Here is a 17908-nt window from a genome sequence, read left to right as displayed (position 1 = left end):
ATGACGCAGCCCATCCTGCAGGTGAACCAGCTGACCACGCGCTTTCGCACCGACCGGGGCGTGGTCACGGCGGTGGACCAGGTCTCGTTCGATGTCGCCCCCGGCGAGACACTGGCCATCGTCGGCGAGTCCGGCTCGGGAAAAAGCGTCACCGCGCTATCCATCCTGGGCCTGATTCCCAGCCCGGCGGGCCGCATCGAATCGGGCGAGATCCGCTTTGACGGGCAGGACCTGCTCCAGCTCAGCCCGGCAAGAATGCGTGCGATCCGCGGCAACCGGATCGCGATGATCTTCCAGGAGCCGATGTCGTCGATGAACCCGGCGCTCACCGTGGGCAAGCAGATCGCCGAGCCGATCAACCTGCACCAAGGCATGCCGTGGAAGACCGCCCTGGGCATCGCCGGCGAACTGCTTGGCAAGGTGCAGATCCCCGAGCCGCAGAGCCGGCTGGGCGCCTATCCGCACCAGTTCTCGGGAGGCATGCGCCAGCGCGCCATGATCGCCATGGCGCTGGCCTGCAAGCCGCAGCTGATCATTGCGGACGAGCCCACCACCGCGCTTGATGTCACAGTGCAAGCGCAGATTCTCGACTTGCTCAAGGACCTGGCCAGCCAGTCCGGTACGGCGCTGGTGCTCATCACGCATGACCTGGGCGTGGTGGCCCGCTATGCCGATCGCGTGGCCGTGATGTACGGCGGCCGCATGGTCGAGACCGCCACGGCGCGCGAGCTCTACGGCCATCCCGCGCACCCGTACACGCGCGGGCTGATGGCATCGGTGCCGCGCATCGACGGCGATACCCGCCAGCCGCTGGTGCCCATCGACGGCCAGCCGCCCGACCTCACCGCGCTGCCGCCAGGGTGCGCCTTCATGCCGCGGTGCAAGCTCGCCACCGATCAATGCGGCCTGTCGCGCCCCGCGCTGCGTGCCGTGCGTCCGAATCACTTCAAGGCATGTTTCCTCCATGACCATGACCACAACTGAAGCACGGGCAGAGCCCGCCGCGCGCCAGCACGGCAAGATCGGCGACGAGATCCTGCGCGTCGAGGACCTCAAGGTGCATTTTCCCGTGACCCAGGGCGTCTTCATCAAGCGGCAGGTGGGCTCGGTCAAGGCGGTGGACGGCGTATCGTTCACCCTCAGGCGCGGCGAGACACTGGGCCTGGTCGGCGAAAGCGGCTGCGGCAAGTCCACGACCGGCCTCGCCATCATCAAGATGCTGGCCGCCAGCGGCGGACGGATCGCCTTCGATGGCGACGACTTCGCTACCTTCAGCAAGGCGCAGGAGAAGAACTTCCGCCGCAGCGTGCAGATGGTCTACCAGGATCCGTTCGGCTCGCTGAACCCGCGCATGAAAGTCTGCGACATCATCGGCGAGCCGCTCGAAGTGCACGGCATGGCCAACGACCGCGAGCACTATCGCGCCCGCATCGCCGAGCTGCTGCAGATGGTCGGCCTGCTGCCCTATATGGCGGACCGCTACCCGCACGAGTTCTCCGGCGGCCAGCGCCAGCGCATCGGCATTGCCCGCGCGCTGGCGGTCGAACCCAGCCTGATCGTTTGCGATGAACCCGTCTCCGCGCTGGACGTATCGATCCAGGCGCAGGTGGTCAATGTGTTCATGGAACTGCAGCGGCGGCTCGGACTGACCTATATCTTCATTGCGCACGACCTGGCCGTGGTGCGCCACATCAGCGACCGCATCGCCGTGATGTACCTCGGCCGCATCGTGGAGATCGCCGGGCGCGACGAGCTATATGCGAATCCCCGGCATCCCTACACCAAGGCGTTGCTGTCCGCCGTGCCGGTGGCGAGCGTCGAAGCCGAGGAAAGGCGCCAGCGCATCGTGCTCAAGGGCGAAGTGCCAAGTCCGCTGAACCCGCCATCCGGCTGCCGCTTTCACCCGCGCTGCGCGCAGGCAACGCAGCGCTGCAGGGTGGAGGATCCGGTGCTGAGGGAGCGGGGAGGTGGGCAGATGGTGGCTTGCCATCTGGAGGGTCTTGCGGTGTGACACGGGAAGCGGGGAGCCAGGCCTTGGTGCATCGAAGCGCATCAGGCGCATCAAAGAGCATCAAGGCGAATACTCGCGCTCACTGCCCTGAAAATATCCCCAGGAACAAAGGCCGGATAAACAAGTCCGCCGCGTTCTCCCCGGATGCATCCGGCACCCACCGCCGCAACTCCACCGCGGCATTGATCATCCCATTCACCTGCAACGAAGCAATCGACTGATCCAGCGCCCGGATCGACCCGTCCTGCATCCCTTGTACGAGGAACCGCGCAAACCGCGCCGACAGCCGGTTCATCGTCAGCATCTTCTCTTTGCGCATCTCCTCGGGCAGTGCGCCGTAGATAGTCAGCCGCAGCAACGGCCCCTGGCTGGAGAACTGATAGCTGACCAGCGCGCGCGCGATCGCGCACAGCTTGTCCCAGCCGGTGCCCGGGCCGACTTCCACTTTCGACTGCGCATCGCGGATCACCGCGAACATGCGGTCGAAGCAGGCGGAGATCAGGTCGTCCTTGTTTTCGTTGTGGTGATAGAAGGCCCCCTTGGTGAGATTCAGCCGCGCGGAGATGCGATCGGCGGAAGCGCCCCGATAGCCCAGTTCGTTGAGCAGTTCCGTTGCGGCGCGCAGGAAGGCTTCCTGCGTGGTTTCGGCCACCGGGATTGGGGGCGTCCCGGCGGGGGCGCTGTCCCATTGCGATGACGGTGACGCAAAACCGTTGAGCAGGATATCCACGACGGTATCCGCCACCTTCGGATAGTCCTCCGGCTCATAGCGCTCCACCCATGTCATCGCGCCGCTGGTCAGCGACAGCAGCAAGTGCGCCGCCGCGCTCAGGGCACTGCGTTGCGCCGGGTCCTTGGGTGTGTCGCTGCGCAGCAGCTTGCGGATGCGCCGGAACATGTCCGTGTAGGCCGCGAAGGCGACGTCCGCGTGGGTGTCGGGCAGCGAGCGGATCTCGCGAAAGCTCATCAGCTCGGGGCGCTCGCCGGTTGCCGTCCTGGCCAGCCGCTGGAAAAAAAGCGCGATGAAGCGGCGCACCCTGGCCTGCGGCAGCGGCTCGCCGGCCGTGGCGTCGGCGATACCCGCGATTTCATCGATGGTGCGCATCAGGCACGCCACCACAAGGTCTTCCTTCTTGCGGTAGTAGTAGGTGATGCTGTTGGTGCTCAGGCCGACTTCTTGCGCTACGTCCGAGAGCGTGGCGCCGCGCAAGCCCTTGCGGTTGAACAGCCGGGCAGCGGCATCGAGGATCGCCTCGCGTTTTTCCACGTACCGGCGTGTCGGGCGGGCTTGCGCTGTTTCCTTGAGCATGAGGCGAGATATCTGCGATGGTTGGCCGGGAGCGCGGATTATAGAGGTGGCCCGCGCGGGTTGAGGCTGTGCCGAGTCTACCATCGCGCCGGCCTGCCATTTTAGATGCTTACCCGTTGTCCGGCTCCGCCGCGATGCCGGCCACCTTCGTGCCATCGAGCACGGGTTCGATACGGTGCCAGCTGGTGGCTTGCTGGAATGCGGCGCAGGCGTCAAGCAGGGTACCTTCGGCCCAAGGCCTGCCGATCAGTTGCAAGCCCACGGGAAGGCCGTCGGGCGTGAATCCCACTGGCAGCGACACGGCAGGCAGGCCGAGATAGCTGATGCAGCGGTTGGCGCGCAGTAGCGAGGTTGTCACGCGCACCGCTTGCGCGGCGTCTTGCGCCACGGAGGCGATCCGCGGCGTTGGCACGGCAACGCTGGGTGCCACCAGCACATCGCACGCCGAGAAGACGTGATCGACAAAGCGCCGCAGCGCCAGCGGCCGGTAGGCCAGGGCACGCGCGTAATCGTCGGGGCCGGCCGCCAGCGCCGTCTCCAGCCGCAGCCGCGTGGCACGGGCCAGGCGATCCGCGTGGCTACGCAGGCGCTCGCCGTGGAGCGCTATCGCTTCGCGCCACGTCACCACGGTGGCCGCGGTATCGCAGGCCTCCACGCCGGGCACGGTCTGCTCATGCAAGCTGGCGCCCAGCGACTCGAACGCTAGCAAGGCGCGGGCAATCACCGAGGCGCCGTCGTCATGCGTTACCTCGAAGAACGGGTGCCGGGCAATGCCGATGCGCAGGCCGGCCAGCGGACTGCGGAGGTCGCTGATGCGATCGAACGTGGTGGCCTGTGCCGCCGTTGGCTCCAGCGCGTCGAGCACCGCCGCGCAATCCCTGGCGGTCCGGGCGATGATGCCGAGCGTGTCCTGCGACGGCGACAGCGGGACCGCGCCGCGCGTGCAGAGGCGGCCCCAGGTGGGTTTCAGGCCAACCACCCCGCACATCGACGCCGGGATGCGGATCGAGCCACCGGTGTCCGCTGCGATGGCGAACGGCACCGCGCGCGCCGCGACCGCCGCCGCCGCGCCACCCGACGAGCCGCCGGTGATGTAGCGCGGATCCCACGGGTTGCGGCAGTGGCCATAGTGATCGTTCAGGCCGGTGGCGCCGTAGCTGAGCTCGTCGAGCGCGGTGGCGCCCAGGCCGATCGCGCCGGACAGGTGCAGGGCTTCGAGCACGGCTGCCGGCCTTCGGGCCGCTGCCGGATCGTCGATCAGGTCGTCGATCAGGTCGTCGAACAAGGAACCCGCGCGCGGCGGCCGGACGGGGTCGGACAGCACGTCCTTATGCGCGAACGGGATACCCCAGAGGGGTGCCTGGGCAGCGCCGGCCGCGCTGTGCGTCTCCAGCTGGATGGCGCGGGCGAGCGCGCCTGCGTCGTCCAGCGCGGCAAAGCAATGCGTGGCGGCGTGCGCCGCCGCGGCCCGCCGCAGGCAGGCTTGCACCAGCGCGGAGGGTGACAGGCGCCGGTGGGCCAGCGCCATGCGCAACTCGGCAACGCTCAGGAGGGTGGGGTCGAGCATCGTCCTCCTAGCGCACGGTGGCGCACTGCCGCAGCCAATGCGTGTACGGCCATGGCTGCGCTGCAAGTTCCGCGTCGCCCGCCGGCAAGGCACGGACGGCTTGCAGCAGCGGCGCGGCCGCAGCCGCGATCTCGTCGCAGCGGCCACCATCCAGCCGCAGCCCGAGATCCGCCGCGCGCTGCATCACCTGCGCCGCCAGGTCTGCCAATGCTGCCGGTGCTGCCGGTGCTGCCGGTGCTGCCAATGTCTCCAGCTCAGACATGCCCGTACTTGGCCAGCGCATCGGCCAGGCTGAGCCCGTGCTGCAGTTCCACGCGGATGCTGCGCTCCTGCTCGGTCAGGCGCTCCGCCTCGAGCAGCACGGTGTCGACCACTTCGTGCGGGATCACCAGCACGCCGTCTTCGTCGCCCAGCACGAAGTCGCCCGGGCGCACCTGCACCCATTGCGAGGTGGCGCCACGGATGCTCACCGGCACCTGCCATCCGTTGACCTTCCAGCGGGCAATCGACTGCACCGGCGTGCGGTAGCGCGCGAACACCGGGAAAGCTTGCTCGGCGATCCAGCGGATATCGCGAATGCCGCCATCGATCAGCGAGCCGACGCAGCCGCGCTCTTTCATGCCAATGGCGATCAGCTCGCCGAAGTAGCAGACGCCTTCGCCGTCGCCGCTCCAGACCGTGACGTCGCCGGCGGACACGCCCGCGCAGGCCTTCATCTTGTCCGGGTCGCCGCCGAGCGCGTACGGCGACATCTGGCCGCGGATGGTGTAGGCCCAGCCGGCCAGCTTGCCACCATTGGCGGGGAACGGCGTAAAGGCGGACGAGAGGCCCTGGTCGAACAGGCCGAGCGTGTCGAGCACGTCGGCAACGTTGGAGGTATCGACCAGCAGGAATCGCTGGCGGATCGTCTCGCGCTCGGTGGCGCTGCGGGCTACGTGGGTGGTTTCCATGCTGTGCTTCCTCGGGAGATAAGTGATCAGATGCTCGGGATCATGCCGCCGTCGACGCGCACGACGGAGCCGGTGACAAAGGCGGCGCGCTCGCTGGCCAGGAAAGCCACCACGTCGCCGTACTCCTCGGGCCGGCCGTAGCGCCGGGCTGGAATCGTCCCGGTGCTGGCCGCCACGATGTCTTCATAGGTCTTGCCCTCGCGCCTGGCGCGGGCTTCGTCCAGCGCGCGGATGCGGTCCGTGGCGATGCGCCCGGGCAGCACCACGTTGACGCAGATGCCGTCGGCGGCTACCTCGTTGGCCAGCGTCTTCGACCAGCCCAGCAACGCCATGCGCAATGTGTTGGACATGCCCAGGTTGGGAATGGGCGCGACCACGCCGGACGAGGTGCTGGTGATGATGCGGCCCCAGCCCTTGCGCTTCATGGCCGGCAGCAGCAGGTCCGTGAGATGCATCAGCGACAGCACCATCGATTCGAACTGCTTGCGCCACTGCTCCGGTGCGACTTGCGCGGCCGTGGAAGGGGGCGGCCCGCCCGAGTTGTTGACCAGGATGTCCGGGTCGCCCAGCGTGCTCCTGACCTGCTCCACCATGGCCGTCACGCTCGCCAGGTCGGCAAGATCGGCGCGCACGCCGAAAGCCTGCCCGCCGGCCGCGCGGATGCGGGCCACCGTATCGTCCAGTGCCTCCTGGTTCTGGTCCGATACGGCAACCACGGCGCCTTGCGCCGCGAGCGCCAGCGCAATGGCCGAGCCGAGCCCGCCGCCCGCCGACATGACCAGCGCGACGCGCCCCTTGATGCCTAGATCCATGTTGTTGCTCCTTGATGGTTTTCAGGTGCCCACGCGCAGCGGGCTGCGCAGCTTGCGCAGTACGGCCAGCACGCTCTGCGCCGTGATGCGGCCGGTCTTGGGGTTTTCCGTGGGAATGTTCTGGATGCTCATGGAGAACGACGCGGCATCGGAGTCCACCACGATCTCGTGGGTGTTGCGGGTCAGCGCCGGGTCCGCCCAGATTTCCAGGTGGGTCTTGTCCGGGCCGATGCCGGCCAGCGCCAGCGCAACCACCACGTTGAGGTTGGCGGGGAAGCCCTTGGCGGCCTCGCGGGCGGTGCCGGAGAAGATCTGGATCGGCGCCGTCACGTCGTCGATGTTGATGTTGTTCTCCACCAGGAACGGCGCCCCAACCAGGCCACGCACCGGCTTGCGCGTGATCATGCGCACGGAGTGGATGACGCCCTCCGATGCCGCCGTCACCGCATCCAGGCCCAGCAACGCGCCGGTCGGCACGATGATCTGGCCGCCGTGCTCGCGTGCCAGGTCCACCAGGTCCATGCGGTCAAGCAGCGCCCCGCAGCTGAGCACGATCATGGTCTTGCCCGCGCGCAGCACCGGCTCGGCGATCTCGCCGACGAGTTCCGCCGGCGCGCATTCGATCACCACGTCCGCCAGGCCGGCCAGCTCGCCGAGCCCGACGATGGCCACCTCGTTGCGCAGGCCCTGCAGCGCTTGCGCCGCCTTTTCCTTGTCGCGCACTGCCACCGCCGTCAGCCGCAGGCCGAAGACGCCGGCATCGAGTTGCTTGACGAGCTTCTTGCCGACCGCGCCGAACCCGGCGATGCCGACCCGCAGTTCTTTGTCGAATGACATTGTGTGATCTCCTGTTTGATGAACTTGTTGTTTGGTTCGGCTCAGGCGTCTTGCGCAGGCAGGCCGATGTAGTGCTGCACAATGGCGCCGGTGGTGGTCAGCCAGATCTGGTTGCGATGGCGCAGGATGTGCTCCATCGCCCGGCGGAACTGCCGCAGCCGGTAGGGCTGGCCGACCAGGAAGGCGTGGATGGAGATGCCATAGACGAGCGGCTGCTCCACGCTTTGCTCCAGCATCTCGTCGAAGTTGTCGATGATGATGTCGGCGAACTCGCTCGCGGTGGCGTCGTGCAGTGCGATGGCGGGGATATCGTTGACCTCGTGCGGGTAGGGGATGCTCAGCAGGCGGCCGCCGCGCGTGTTGATCCACACCGGCTGGTCATCCATCGGCCAGTCGAGGATGTAGCGGTAGCCGGCCTCCTGCAGCAGGTCGGGCGTGACGTTGCTGGGATTGACGCCGGGGCTGAGCCAGCCCGCGGGCGGCTTGCCCTCGTGGTGGGCGATGGCTTCGGTCACCTCGCGGATCAGCTCGCGCTCCTCGGCTTCGGAGAAGTTGTTCTGCTGCTCCGAGTTGGTGCGGCCATGGCCCAGGATCTCGTCGCCGCGCTTGCGCAGCGCGTCGATCACCTGCGGGCAATGCGCATAGCATTCGGCGTTGAGCAGCACCGACAGCGGGATGCCGAGCTTGTCGCACAGCGCGATGATGCGCCACACGCCAACCCGGTTGCCGTACTCGCGCCAGCCCCAGTTGTAGGTATTGGGGTGCGGGATGCCGGGGGAATAGGAGATGCCGCCGCCGGTGTTGTAGGCGAAGTGCTCCAGGTTCAGGCACAGATGCACCGCGAGGCGCTTGCCGCCGGGCCAGTCGAATTGCGGGCGATCGACGATGGGCGAATAGGGAAATCTGTCGTGAGAAGCAAGCATGGCGTTATTGACCTGGCTGGATGCGTGAGTTTGAGTAAGGCGGAATCGAATGGTGGCGCTGCGTCACGGACGATAGTCCTTCGGCGCGGTCACCAGGGAAAGGTCGAGCGTGGCGAGATTGTCGCGCGTGGCCAGGATGGACGGCGTGCGCACGACTGCTGTCGTGCTCTCCTTGCGGGCGGCGGCCACCGCCTGCCTGAGCGCCTCGCGGCCCTGCGTGACGATCTGCTGCACGGACGAGCAGGCCAGCTCGCCGTTCTGCAGCATCTGCTGCGCGGTGGGGCTGAGGTTGGAGGCACTGATCTTCACGCCTTCGCGGTGGGCGGACTTGACCGCCAGCGCCGCGCCCGCCGCCGAGTCATCCACCGCGGAATAGATGCCGTTGAGCTCGGGAAAGCGTTGCAGCCAGTCGTCCACCAGGTTGATGGCGCCGTTTCGCGTGACCGCGCTGCGCGACTCCGCGACCACCTTGATGCCGGGGTATTCCGCCTTGATGGTTTCCAGGAAGCCCTGGCGCCGCAGGTCGGCCCAGGTTTGCCCTTGTTGCTGGGAGATCATGCCCACCGCGCCCTTGCCGTTGAGCGACTTGCCAAGGCACTGCGCCTGCAGGCGGCCCATGTCGTAGTGGTCCGCGCTGATCCTGGAGGCCAGCTTGTCGCTGCTGGGCACGCTGGAGAGGCCCACCACCGGGATGCCCTTGCCAATGGCATGCTCCACCGCGCCGCGGATGGCATCGCCGTTGGTGGCGCCGACGACGACGGCGTCGACCTTGCGCTGTACGAGGTCCTGCAATTGCGAGATCTGGATGTTGACGTTGGCATCGCCGCCAGCGTTGAGCTTGACCAGCGCAACGCCGAGCTTCTTCGCTTCATCCTCCACCCCGTAGGTCATGGAGATCCAGAACGACGATGACAAGTCCGGCGTGGCGTAGCCGATCGTCAGCGCTTTCTGCGCCATGGCCGGCCCGCATGCCAGCAGGGCGCCTGCCAGGGCGACGGCGGCCCGCAGCCGGGGAATGCTGATTCGCTTCATGATTCAAGCTCCTGTTCGATGTCGTTGCAGTGAAGGTAAGGTAAGGTAAGGTAAGGTAAGGTAAGGTAAGGTAAGGTAAGGTAAGGGTTCAGCCCTGGCGCGATCCCACCCTGCGCATCAGGTATTCGAGCAGGCCTGCGGATACGATGACCGCGCCCAGTACGATCTCGGAGGCAAAGGGCGAGGTGCCTAGCAGGTTCAGCCCGTTGAGCAATGCCTGGATGAACAGGGTGCCCACCATCACCTGCCACACGGCGCCCTTGCCGCCGCTCAGCGCCACGCCGCCGATCACGCACGCGGCAATGGCTTGCAACTCCATGCCCGCGCCGTCGACCGCCACCGCTGCGCCGCTGCGCGCCAGCAGGAACACCGCCGCCAGCCCGGCCAGCGCGCCGCACAGTCCATAGGCCAGCACGCCGGCGGTGCGCACGGGCACGCCTACCAGCAAGGCCGCATCGGGATGGCTGCCGATCATGTAGAACCAGCGGCCGAGTGGCAGGCGCGCGCACAGCAGCCAGGCCAGCGCCGCCACCGGCGCGGCCAGCCACACCATCGCCGGTACACCTAGCCATGCCCCGTAGGCCAGCGACTGGATCACCGTCGCGGGCGGCAGCGGCACCGCATCGACGCCACCGGAGACGATGGTCGATATGCCGCGCACGATCAGCGTGGCGCCCAGCGTGACGACGATCGGCTCCATGCGCCGGCAGGCGATCAGGTAGCCATTGCAGAGCCCCACCACCAGCCCGGCGCCCGTGCCCAGCAGGATGGCGGGCGCTTCGCCCAACTGCGCGGCCGTCTGCGCGATCACGATGGACGACAGCACCGCCACGGCGCCCACCGAGATATCGAAGCCGCGCGTGACCACCACCAGCATCTGCCCGAGCGCGAGCAACAGCAGCACGGCACTTTGCGAAACGATGTTGGCCAGGTTGTCCGAGGTGGCGAAGCCGGGCGAGATCACGCCCATCACCAGCCACAAGCCCGCGCAGGCGAACAGGCCGGTGGATTTGCGCAGCGCGGGCACGGAGTGCGGCGAGAACGCCGAGAGGGCGGCGCCGGTGCGAGCCTGCAGGGACATCAGTCGTTGCGTGTTCATGTTCATGCGCTCAAGATGCGTTGGCAGGAAGGCTGGGCAGCGGGCGCGCGCGCAGTGAGCGGCCGCGCAGTTGCTGGAGCAGCACGGCCGCGAGGATCAGCACGCCAAGCAGGACGCTCTGGATATAGCTGGGGAAATTGACCAGCACGAGCGCATTGCCCACCATGGCCAGGATCAGGCAGCCAAACAGCGCGTGCAGCGGGCCGCCCTTGCCGCCGGTGAGCGGAATGCTGCCGATGGCGCACGCGGCGATCGCCTCGAAGGGCAGGTTGGGATAGAGGTTGGGCTGGCCCGAGCCGAGCCGCGAGGTCAGCACCGCGCCGGCTATCGCCACCAGCACGGCATTGGCCAGATAGGCCTGCAGCACGCGTGGCTTCACCGCGATGCCCGCCAGGTGCGCGGCCTCCGGGTTGCTGCCCACCAGATACCATTCGCGGCCTGGCGCCGTGTAGCGCGTGAGCGCGCCCACGACCAGCAGCGCGGCGCCGGCCAGCCACAGCGGCAACGGCAGGCCCAGCCACTGTCCCCGGCCCAGCGCGGAAAAGTCCACGCTGGACGGGGCATCCAGCGGCACGCCGCCCACCAGCACGCCGCACAAGCCGTGCACCGCAATCATGGTGCCGAGCGTGGCAAGAAAGGCGGGAATGCGCAAGATGCCAACCAGCGTGCCATTGAGCACGCCCAGGGCCAGCACCGACAGCGCGCCGGCGGCAAACGCGCCCCCCACGCCGATGGCCGGCATGCTCAGCACAGCCACCACGCTGAACAGCGCCACCCCGGAGCCCACGGAAAAATCCAGCCCGCGCACCACGATCACCAGGCCCTGGCCGATCGCCACCAGCAGCAGCACCGCCAGCACGCGCGCCAGGTTGAAGATGTTGCCGCTGGTGCCAAAGCGCGGCACCGCGATCACGCAGACCACGAACAGCGCCAGGCAGACCCAGGCCGATGCCGGCCACTTCCTAAGCCAGGCCATGATGTGCCTCCTCACGCGTGGGTTGCTTGCTGTCATCGCCATCGCTGGCGCCGGTGGTGCACGCAATCACCTGGTGCAACGCCACCCCGCGCGCAAATACCCTGGCCATGCGGCCGTGGCGCATCACCACGATGCGATGCGACAAGGCCACCACCTCGTCGATGTCGCTGGACGCCACGATCACGCACACGCCACGGCGCGCCGCGTCCACCAGCGCATCGTGGATGGCCTCGCGGGCGTTCACGTCAACCCCGCGCGTGGGCTCGATCACCACCAGCACCTTCAGCCCGGGCAGCAGCAGGTTGCGGATCACCAGCAGCTTTTGCTGGTTGCCGCCGCTCAGCGCGCTGACGTCCAGCGCCGGATCGCCCGGGCGCACCCGCAGCGACGCGAACAGGCGCTCGCTGGCGCCCACCTCCATGGCATCGGAGACGAAGAGATGATCCGAGATGGATGCGTAGGTGGAGGCCACCGCGTTGGCGGCGCAATTGAGCCCCGGGAAGATGCCGTCGCTGCTGCGGTCGGCCGGGATCAGCCCGACGCCGCCTTGCTTGAAGCGCCGGCGCGACATCGCCGTCAGGTCCAGTTCGTCGACCCGGATGGTGCCGGCGCTGGGGGGGCGGCTGCCGCTCAGCACTTCGCCCAGCTCGATCGCACCCGAGCCGATCAGGCCAGCCAGCCCGACGATCTCGCCTCGCCCCACCGACAGCGTGACGTCGCGCAGCAGATCGCCGCAGGCGATGCCTTCAACCCGCAGCCGCGTGTTGCCTTCAACCCGCAGCCGCGTGTTGCCTACGACGGGGAGCTCGCGCGCGGGGCGCTCGGCCACCGGCCCCACCATGGCCTCGACGATCTGGTGCGGCGTCATGGCGGCCACCGGCGCCGCATCCACCACGGTAAAGCCATCGCGCAGCACGGTGATGGTGTCGCAGACCTGCTTGATCTCGCCCAGCTTGTGGCTGATGAAGACGATGCCCTTGCCTTCTTCCTTGAGGCGCGCGACAGCGGCGAACAGACGGTCGGCTTCATGCGCGTTAAGCGCGGCGGTCGGCTCGTCGAGGATCAGCACCTCGCACTTGCGCGCCACTCCGCGCGCGATCTCCAGCAACTGCCGCTCGGCCATCGACAGGCCGGACACCAGCTGGCGCGGGTTGAGCGCCAGCCCGATGCGCCGCGCCGTGTCCAGATAGCATTGCAGGGGCAGGCGGGCGCCAGCGTGCAGCGCGCCGGCCCGGGCCACGTCGAAGGCATGCAGGTTTTGTTCCACCGTCAGGTCCGGGAACACGGTGGCATGCTGGTACACGGGAATCACGCCGGCCGCGATGGCGTCGCGCACCGAGCCAAAGGCAACCGGCTGGCCGCGCAGCACGATGGTGCCCGTATCCGGGCGCAGCGCGCCGACGAGCATCTTCACCAGCGTGCTTTTGCCTGCACCATTTTCGCCCATCAACGCATGCACCTCGCCGGGGCGCACGGTGAGATCGGCGCCGCGCAATGCGCAGGTCGCTCCAAATCGCTTGGAAAGACCGGATACCGAGAGCAGGGGGCGCTCCTCGCCGGGCGTGGTTGTCATGTGGGCTCCTTTTTTTGGCTTTGTCTTTTGTCTGGGTCTTTGTTTTTTGCAGATGCTTTTTTTCTTGCCTGAGAGGAATACTCGGCGTCGCGGATCTTTTCAGCAAACGACTTGATTGCACATACGCATGACTTATACTTATGCGTCCATCGCCCTCGCCCCCAGGTGCCGCATGAAACGTTCGCTTCCTCCGCTGGTTTCGCTGCGCGCTTTCGAGGCCGCCGCGCGACACATGAGTTTCACGCTGGCCGCGGACGAGCTGTGCGTGACCCAGAGCGCGATCAGCCGGCATATCAAGAACCTGGAAACGCACTACGGGCTCAAACTTTTCAACCGCCTCACGCGCGCCATCGAACTCACCCCCCAGGGCGCGCGCTTGTTCGACGTGGTGACGCGCTCGCTCGACCAGATCGAGACGGTTGCCCGCGAGCTCACCGGGGCCAGGAACTCGCGCAGCCTGCTGGTCAGCATCCTGCCCACGCTGGCCTCCACCTGGCTGATGCCGAAGCTGGTCAACTTCACGCAGGCGCACCAGGCCATCGAGATCCGGCTGATCACGTCGATCGATCCGGTTTCGTTCGATCGCGACAAAGTGGACGTGGCCATCCGTGTGGGCAAGCCGCCTGGCAAGCGGGCCCGCAAGGGTGCGCCGCGCATCGACCTGGTGATGACGGATGAGTGGAAGGGCGTGGCCACGGAGCCGCTGTTTCCCGACAGCCTGGTGCCCGTATGCAAGCCTGGGCTGGTGAAGGGCCGGCTGCCCGCCAGCCCGGCCGTGCTGGCGCGGCTGCCGCTGATTCACACCGACTCCCGCGCGCATGCCTGGCCCGACTGGTTTGCCGCGCTGGACGTGCCCTACGCGGCCGGCGCGCAGGCCCTGCATTTCGGGCATTTCTTCATGTCGGTGCGGGCCGCCATCGAAGGCCGCGGCATCGCGCTGGTGCCCGATGTGCTGGTGGCCGAGGAGATCGCCTCCGGCAGGCTGGCCGTGCCGGTGCGCGAACGCATCACCAGCGGCGGCGACTACTGCTTGCTGTACCGCAAGGAGCGGGCCGACGACTACGCCATCGCGGCGTTCCGCAACTGGCTGCACGCCGAGGTGGCGGCGATGCCGTCGATCTGAGCTGTCGTTGGACCCACGCATGACCTCAGGGCATGCATGCGGCGCAAGGAGTCATTTGTCCGCGCACAGGGGCGGCTACTAGCATGGGGTCGTGACAATCGCGAACGCGTTCGGTGTTCAGTGTTCTGCGTCCCGCGTTTGCACGGTCCGGCAAGGCAACGCCGCGTTGCCCGGATCCTCCTTCCTTGCTTCTACCGACAGGCCCCCCATGCGCGCAACACGCTTGCTATCGTGTATTTCCATCGCCACCGTCGTCGCTCCGGCACTTTGCATCGCCACGGCCAACGCCGCCGAGCAGATCGTCCGGCATCGCAACCCGGCGCACATGACCGAACCCTGGGCGCGCGAGTTCGCCGAGGCGATCGAGATTCCCGCCAGCGCGGAGCAACTCGTGCTCAGCGGCGTGGGGCCCACGGTGGCGAATGCCTCCGCGCCGCCCGATACCGCGGCCTCCTATGGCGACACCGCAACCCAGACCCGCAACGTGCTCGGCCAGATCGAGCACATCCTCAAGGACCGCGGCTACCAGATGGGCGACATCGTCTCCATGCAGGCGCTGATCGTGGCGGACCCGGCCACGGGCAAGCCGGATTTCACCGGTTTCTCGGGCGTCTATAACCAGTACTTCGGAACCGGCAAGCAGCCCAACGTGCCGGTGCGTACGCGCGCCGAAGTGTTGCGGCTGGTGCCGCCGGGATGGCTGGTCGAGGTCACGGTCACCGCGAGCCGCGTGCCGGCGCGCCCGGCAAGGTAGACGCCGGGGCCGCTTGCCATCTCTTGCCGGGTCGCAGCATAATGCAACACTGTTGCATTATGCTTGGCGAGGTTCTGGATGGCGAATGGTATCGGCGAACGTAGCGAACATGGCGAGCCCAGCAAGGCCGGCGGCGATGCCGTCATCGACCTGCGGGACATCGCATTCACCTGGCCCGCGCAGGCCGCGCCCGGCCTGCGGCTTGACCGGCTCCGGCTGGGCGCGGGCGAGCAGGTGTTCGTGTGCGGCCCCAGCGGCAGCGGCAAGAGTACCTTGCTGTCGATGCTGGCCGGCGTGCTGCTGCCACAGCAAGGCACCGTGCGCGTGCTGGGCACCGCGCTCGACGCGTTATCGGCCTCGCAGCGCGACCGCTTCCGTGCCGATCATGTTGGCCTGATCTTCCAGCAGTTCAACCTGCTGTCCTACCTGTCGGTCGTGGACAACGTGCTGCTGCCCTGCCGCTTCTCGCCCGCCCGGCGCGAGCGTACGGCGGCGCAGGGCGAGACGCCGGAAGCCGCCGCGCACGCGCTGCTCAGGCAGCTCGACCTGTCGCCGGCCCTGTGGCAGCGCCCTGTCACCCAGCTCTCGGTTGGCCAGCAGCAGCGCGTGGCCGCGGCGCGCGCGCTGATCGGCTGCCCGCAGGTGGTGCTGGCCGATGAGCCCACTTCGGCGCTGGACGCGCCGCGCCAGCAGGCCTTCATGGCGTTGCTGCAGCGCGAATGCGGCACCGCCGGCGCCAGCCTGGTGTTTGTCAGCCATGACGAGCGCTTGTCGGCGGGCTTCGCACAGAGGTTGTCGCTGCCGGCGATCGATACGATGGACGCGACCGGCGCGATCGAGGCTAGTGACGTGATGGAGCCGGCATGATGCTGATGCTATCGATGGCGGCGCGCAGCGCGTGGAACCGCCGCTTCAACCTGCTGCTGATGCTGCTGGCAATAGCCCTGTCCGTTGCCATGCTGCTGGGCGTGGAGCGTATCCGGCATGCGGTGCGGGCGAGCTTCGCGCAGTCGGTGTCCGGCACCGACCTGGTGGTCGGGGCGCGCACCAGCCCGATCCAACTGATGCTCTACACCGTGTTCCACCTTGGCGGGGCCACCAACAACATGCGCTGGGACAGCGTAGAGCGGCTATCGCGGCATCCGGCGGTGGCGTGGACCATTCCGATCTCGCTGGGCGACTCGCACCGCGGCTTCCCGGTGCTGGCGACCACGGCCAGCTACTTCACCCACTACCGCTACGGGGATCGCCGTGCGCTGGAGCTGGCGCAGGGCAGGATCTTCCCGTCGCTGTTCGATGCGGTGCTTGGCGCCGAGGTGGCGAGCCGGCTCGGCTACCGCGTGGGCGACCGCATCGTGCTTAGCCACGGCGACAGCGACGGCGGTGGCGATGGGCCACATGCCGATCCTGCCGGCCATCATGACCATGCCGACAAGCCCTTCGTGGTCAGCGGCATCCTGGCGCGCACCGGCACGCCGGTGGACCGCACCGTGCATATCTGCCTGGATGCGATGCAAGCCATCCACCTGGGCTGGGAGGGCGGCGTGCCGCTGCCGGGCCTGGCGATCCTGCCGGAGCAGGTGCGCAAGTTCGACCTGACGCCCCATAGCGTGACGGGCGTGCTGGTCGGGCTGAAGCTGCGCTCGCAAGTGTTTGCCGTGCAGCGCGAGATTGCCGAGGACCCGCACGAGCCGCTGACGGCGGTGTTGCCGGGCGTAGCGCTGGATGACCTGTGGCGCGTCATCGGGGTGGCCGAGCGCGCCATGCTGCTGGTGTCGGCGCTGGTGGTGGTGGTCGGGCTGGCGGGGCTGGCGTCCTCCATCCTTGCCGCGCTGGGCGAGCGGCGGCGCGAGCTGGCCATCCTGCGTGCCGTCGGCGCCCGCCCGCGCGACCTGCTGGCCATGCTGGCGCTGGAGGGGCTGGTGGTGATGGCCGCCGGTGCCCTGCTCGGGCTCCTGCTGCTGAGCGCGCTGGCAGCGGGGCTTGGGCCCTATCTGGAAGCCACGTACGGCGTGGCCTTGCAAGCGGCCTGGCCCACGCCGGGTGAGTGGCCACTGCTTGGCGCCGCGGTCGCCGCCGGCTTCTGCGTGAGCCTGCTGCCCGGGTGGCGCGCTTACCGCCTCAGCCTGGCCGACGGGCTGATGCCGACCACATGATGATGAACAAGCCCGGCATGACCCCACGTGTGCGGCGTGCCTTGTTTGCGCTCACTGTCATCGGAGTGGCTATTGCTGGCGCGGCGTATTTCTTCCGGCCGTCGGCGCCTGCGCAAGCCAAAGCGGATGCAGCCACTGCCGAGCCGCCCGCTTATGCGATAGGCGAGGCGCTGCAACCCGCGCCCGCCACACCTGACCCCACCTTGCGCGAGATCGGCTGGCAGGCCTTGCTGCCCAAGGGCTGGGATCCACTGGCGTCGTTCAAGGGCCTGCGGCTCGATGAACTGGAGGACGCCGACCCGCGCGCGCAGATCGCCCTGTACAAGGCCCGGCAGTACTGGAAGAACGCACCGGTGGAGCCCTCGCTCGATGGCGCGGCGGTGCGCATAGCGGGCTTTGTCGTCTCGCTCGACGGCGAGGGCGAGGCGATCCGCGAATTTCTGCTGGTGCCGTACTTTGGCGCGTGCATCCATGTGCCGCCGCCGCCCGCCAACCAGGTCATCCTTGTGCGCACGGACAAACCACTGGCGGGGCTGCGCAGCATGGACACCGTGTGGATCAGCGGCGCGATGCGGGTGGAGCGGGCGGACACCATGATGGGCTACGCCGGCTACGCCATGCCGGCGGCAAACGTGCAGCCTTATCTGGCGTCGCCGCGCCGTTAATCGGTGGCGACGTTCCGTTCCCGGCCTGGGGCTAAGCACGGCAGCGCAGGCAGCGCGCGCCACATTTTGCGTGCGCGCTGCCCATTCTTGCGCCGGAATCAAATATGTTCTGCACGCCGCA

The 17908-nt window shown here is 67.9% G+C and carries 18 protein-coding genes; 7 read left to right on the top strand and 11 right to left on the bottom strand.

Features of this window, described 5'->3' with window-relative positions; translation table 11 throughout:
• Together AC07XB_RS15795 and AC07XB_RS15790 are read left to right on the top strand one after the other, a co-directional pair.
• Entirely contained in the window at positions 1–984 is a 984-nt protein-coding gene (locus AC07XB_RS15795) for an ABC transporter ATP-binding protein (RefSeq protein ID WP_492830398.1), read from the top strand.
• Positions 971–2011: an ABC transporter ATP-binding protein gene (locus AC07XB_RS15790; protein WP_492830437.1), complete on the top strand. Its 1041-nt coding sequence runs from the start codon at positions 971–973 to the stop codon at positions 2009–2011. Before AC07XB_RS15795 ends, AC07XB_RS15790 begins: the two co-directional genes overlap by 14 nt.
• Positions 2012–2090: 79 nt before the next feature.
• Here the strand turns inward: AC07XB_RS15790 and AC07XB_RS15785 are convergent, their stop codons facing one another.
• The 11 genes from AC07XB_RS15785 to AC07XB_RS15735 form a co-directional block, all read right to left on the bottom strand.
• On the bottom strand, positions 2091–3320 hold the full coding sequence (locus AC07XB_RS15785) for a TetR/AcrR family transcriptional regulator (protein WP_492830400.1): 1230 nt from the start codon (positions 3318–3320) through the stop codon (positions 2091–2093).
• A gap of 109 nt (positions 3321–3429) precedes the next feature.
• Complete coding sequence (locus tag AC07XB_RS15780) at positions 3430–4887, bottom strand: amidase (RefSeq protein ID WP_492830402.1); 1458 nt, start codon at positions 4885–4887, stop codon at positions 3430–3432.
• Positions 4888–4894: 7 nt separating this feature from the next.
• On the bottom strand, positions 4895–5149 hold the full coding sequence (locus tag AC07XB_RS15775) for a hypothetical protein (RefSeq protein ID WP_492830404.1): 255 nt from the start codon (positions 5147–5149) through the stop codon (positions 4895–4897).
• A complete protein-coding gene (locus AC07XB_RS15770; protein WP_492830405.1) occupies positions 5142–5837 on the bottom strand; it encodes an RraA family protein in 696 nt (231 codons plus the stop codon). Before AC07XB_RS15770 ends, AC07XB_RS15775 begins: the two co-directional genes overlap by 8 nt.
• Before the next feature lie 26 nt (positions 5838–5863).
• Positions 5864–6649 (bottom strand): SDR family oxidoreductase, encoded by a 786-nt coding sequence (locus tag AC07XB_RS15765; protein WP_492371393.1) that lies wholly within the window; start codon positions 6647–6649, stop codon positions 5864–5866.
• Positions 6650–6670: 21 nt separating this feature from the next.
• Positions 6671–7486, bottom strand: coding sequence for an aspartate dehydrogenase (locus tag AC07XB_RS15760; RefSeq protein WP_492371394.1), 816 nt, complete (start codon positions 7484–7486; stop codon positions 6671–6673).
• 41 nt (positions 7487–7527) lie between these two features.
• Positions 7528–8409 (bottom strand): polysaccharide deacetylase family protein, encoded by an 882-nt coding sequence (locus AC07XB_RS15755; protein WP_492830407.1) that lies wholly within the window; start codon positions 8407–8409, stop codon positions 7528–7530.
• 63 nt (positions 8410–8472) lie between these two features.
• Complete coding sequence (locus AC07XB_RS15750; RefSeq protein WP_492371396.1) at positions 8473–9441, bottom strand: TMAO reductase system protein TorT; 969 nt, start codon at positions 9439–9441, stop codon at positions 8473–8475.
• An 88-nt stretch (positions 9442–9529) separates the two neighbouring features.
• On the bottom strand, positions 9530–10540 hold the full coding sequence (locus AC07XB_RS15745; protein ID WP_492830409.1) for an ABC transporter permease: 1011 nt from the start codon (positions 10538–10540) through the stop codon (positions 9530–9532).
• A gap of 10 nt (positions 10541–10550) precedes the next feature.
• Positions 10551–11516, bottom strand: a complete 966-nt coding sequence (locus AC07XB_RS15740) for an ABC transporter permease (RefSeq protein ID WP_492830411.1) — start codon at positions 11514–11516, stop codon at positions 10551–10553.
• Positions 11503–13089, bottom strand: coding sequence for a sugar ABC transporter ATP-binding protein (locus tag AC07XB_RS15735; RefSeq protein ID WP_492830413.1), 1587 nt, complete (start codon positions 13087–13089; stop codon positions 11503–11505). The genes AC07XB_RS15740 and AC07XB_RS15735 overlap by 14 nt, the downstream gene beginning before the upstream one ends.
• A 172-nt stretch (positions 13090–13261) precedes the next feature.
• Between AC07XB_RS15735 and AC07XB_RS15730 the strand changes: the two genes are divergently transcribed.
• The 5 genes from AC07XB_RS15730 (at position 13262) to AC07XB_RS15710 (ending at position 17787) form a co-directional block, all read left to right on the top strand.
• Positions 13262–14212, top strand: coding sequence for a LysR substrate-binding domain-containing protein (locus AC07XB_RS15730; protein ID WP_492830415.1), 951 nt, complete (start codon positions 13262–13264; stop codon positions 14210–14212).
• Between the two features lie 208 nt (positions 14213–14420).
• Positions 14421–14966, top strand: a complete 546-nt coding sequence (locus tag AC07XB_RS15725) for a RidA family protein (RefSeq protein WP_492371401.1) — start codon at positions 14421–14423, stop codon at positions 14964–14966.
• A 78-nt stretch (positions 14967–15044) separates the two neighbouring features.
• Entirely contained in the window at positions 15045–15833 is a 789-nt protein-coding gene (locus AC07XB_RS15720; protein ID WP_492830417.1) for an ABC transporter ATP-binding protein, read from the top strand.
• Entirely contained in the window at positions 15830–17122 is a 1293-nt protein-coding gene (locus tag AC07XB_RS15715; RefSeq protein WP_492830419.1) for an ABC transporter permease, read from the top strand. The genes AC07XB_RS15720 and AC07XB_RS15715 overlap by 4 nt, the downstream gene beginning before the upstream one ends.
• Positions 17119–17787, top strand: coding sequence for a DUF3299 domain-containing protein (locus AC07XB_RS15710; protein ID WP_492830421.1), 669 nt, complete (start codon positions 17119–17121; stop codon positions 17785–17787). Before AC07XB_RS15715 ends, AC07XB_RS15710 begins: the two co-directional genes overlap by 4 nt.
• Positions 17788–17908 lie beyond the last annotated feature (121 nt).

The sequence above is a fragment of the Cupriavidus sp. GW821-FHT02F09 genome (assembly GCF_059421605.1).
The sequence above is the reverse complement of the archived record's forward strand: the minus strand, read 5'-3'. Positions and strand labels throughout refer to the sequence as shown.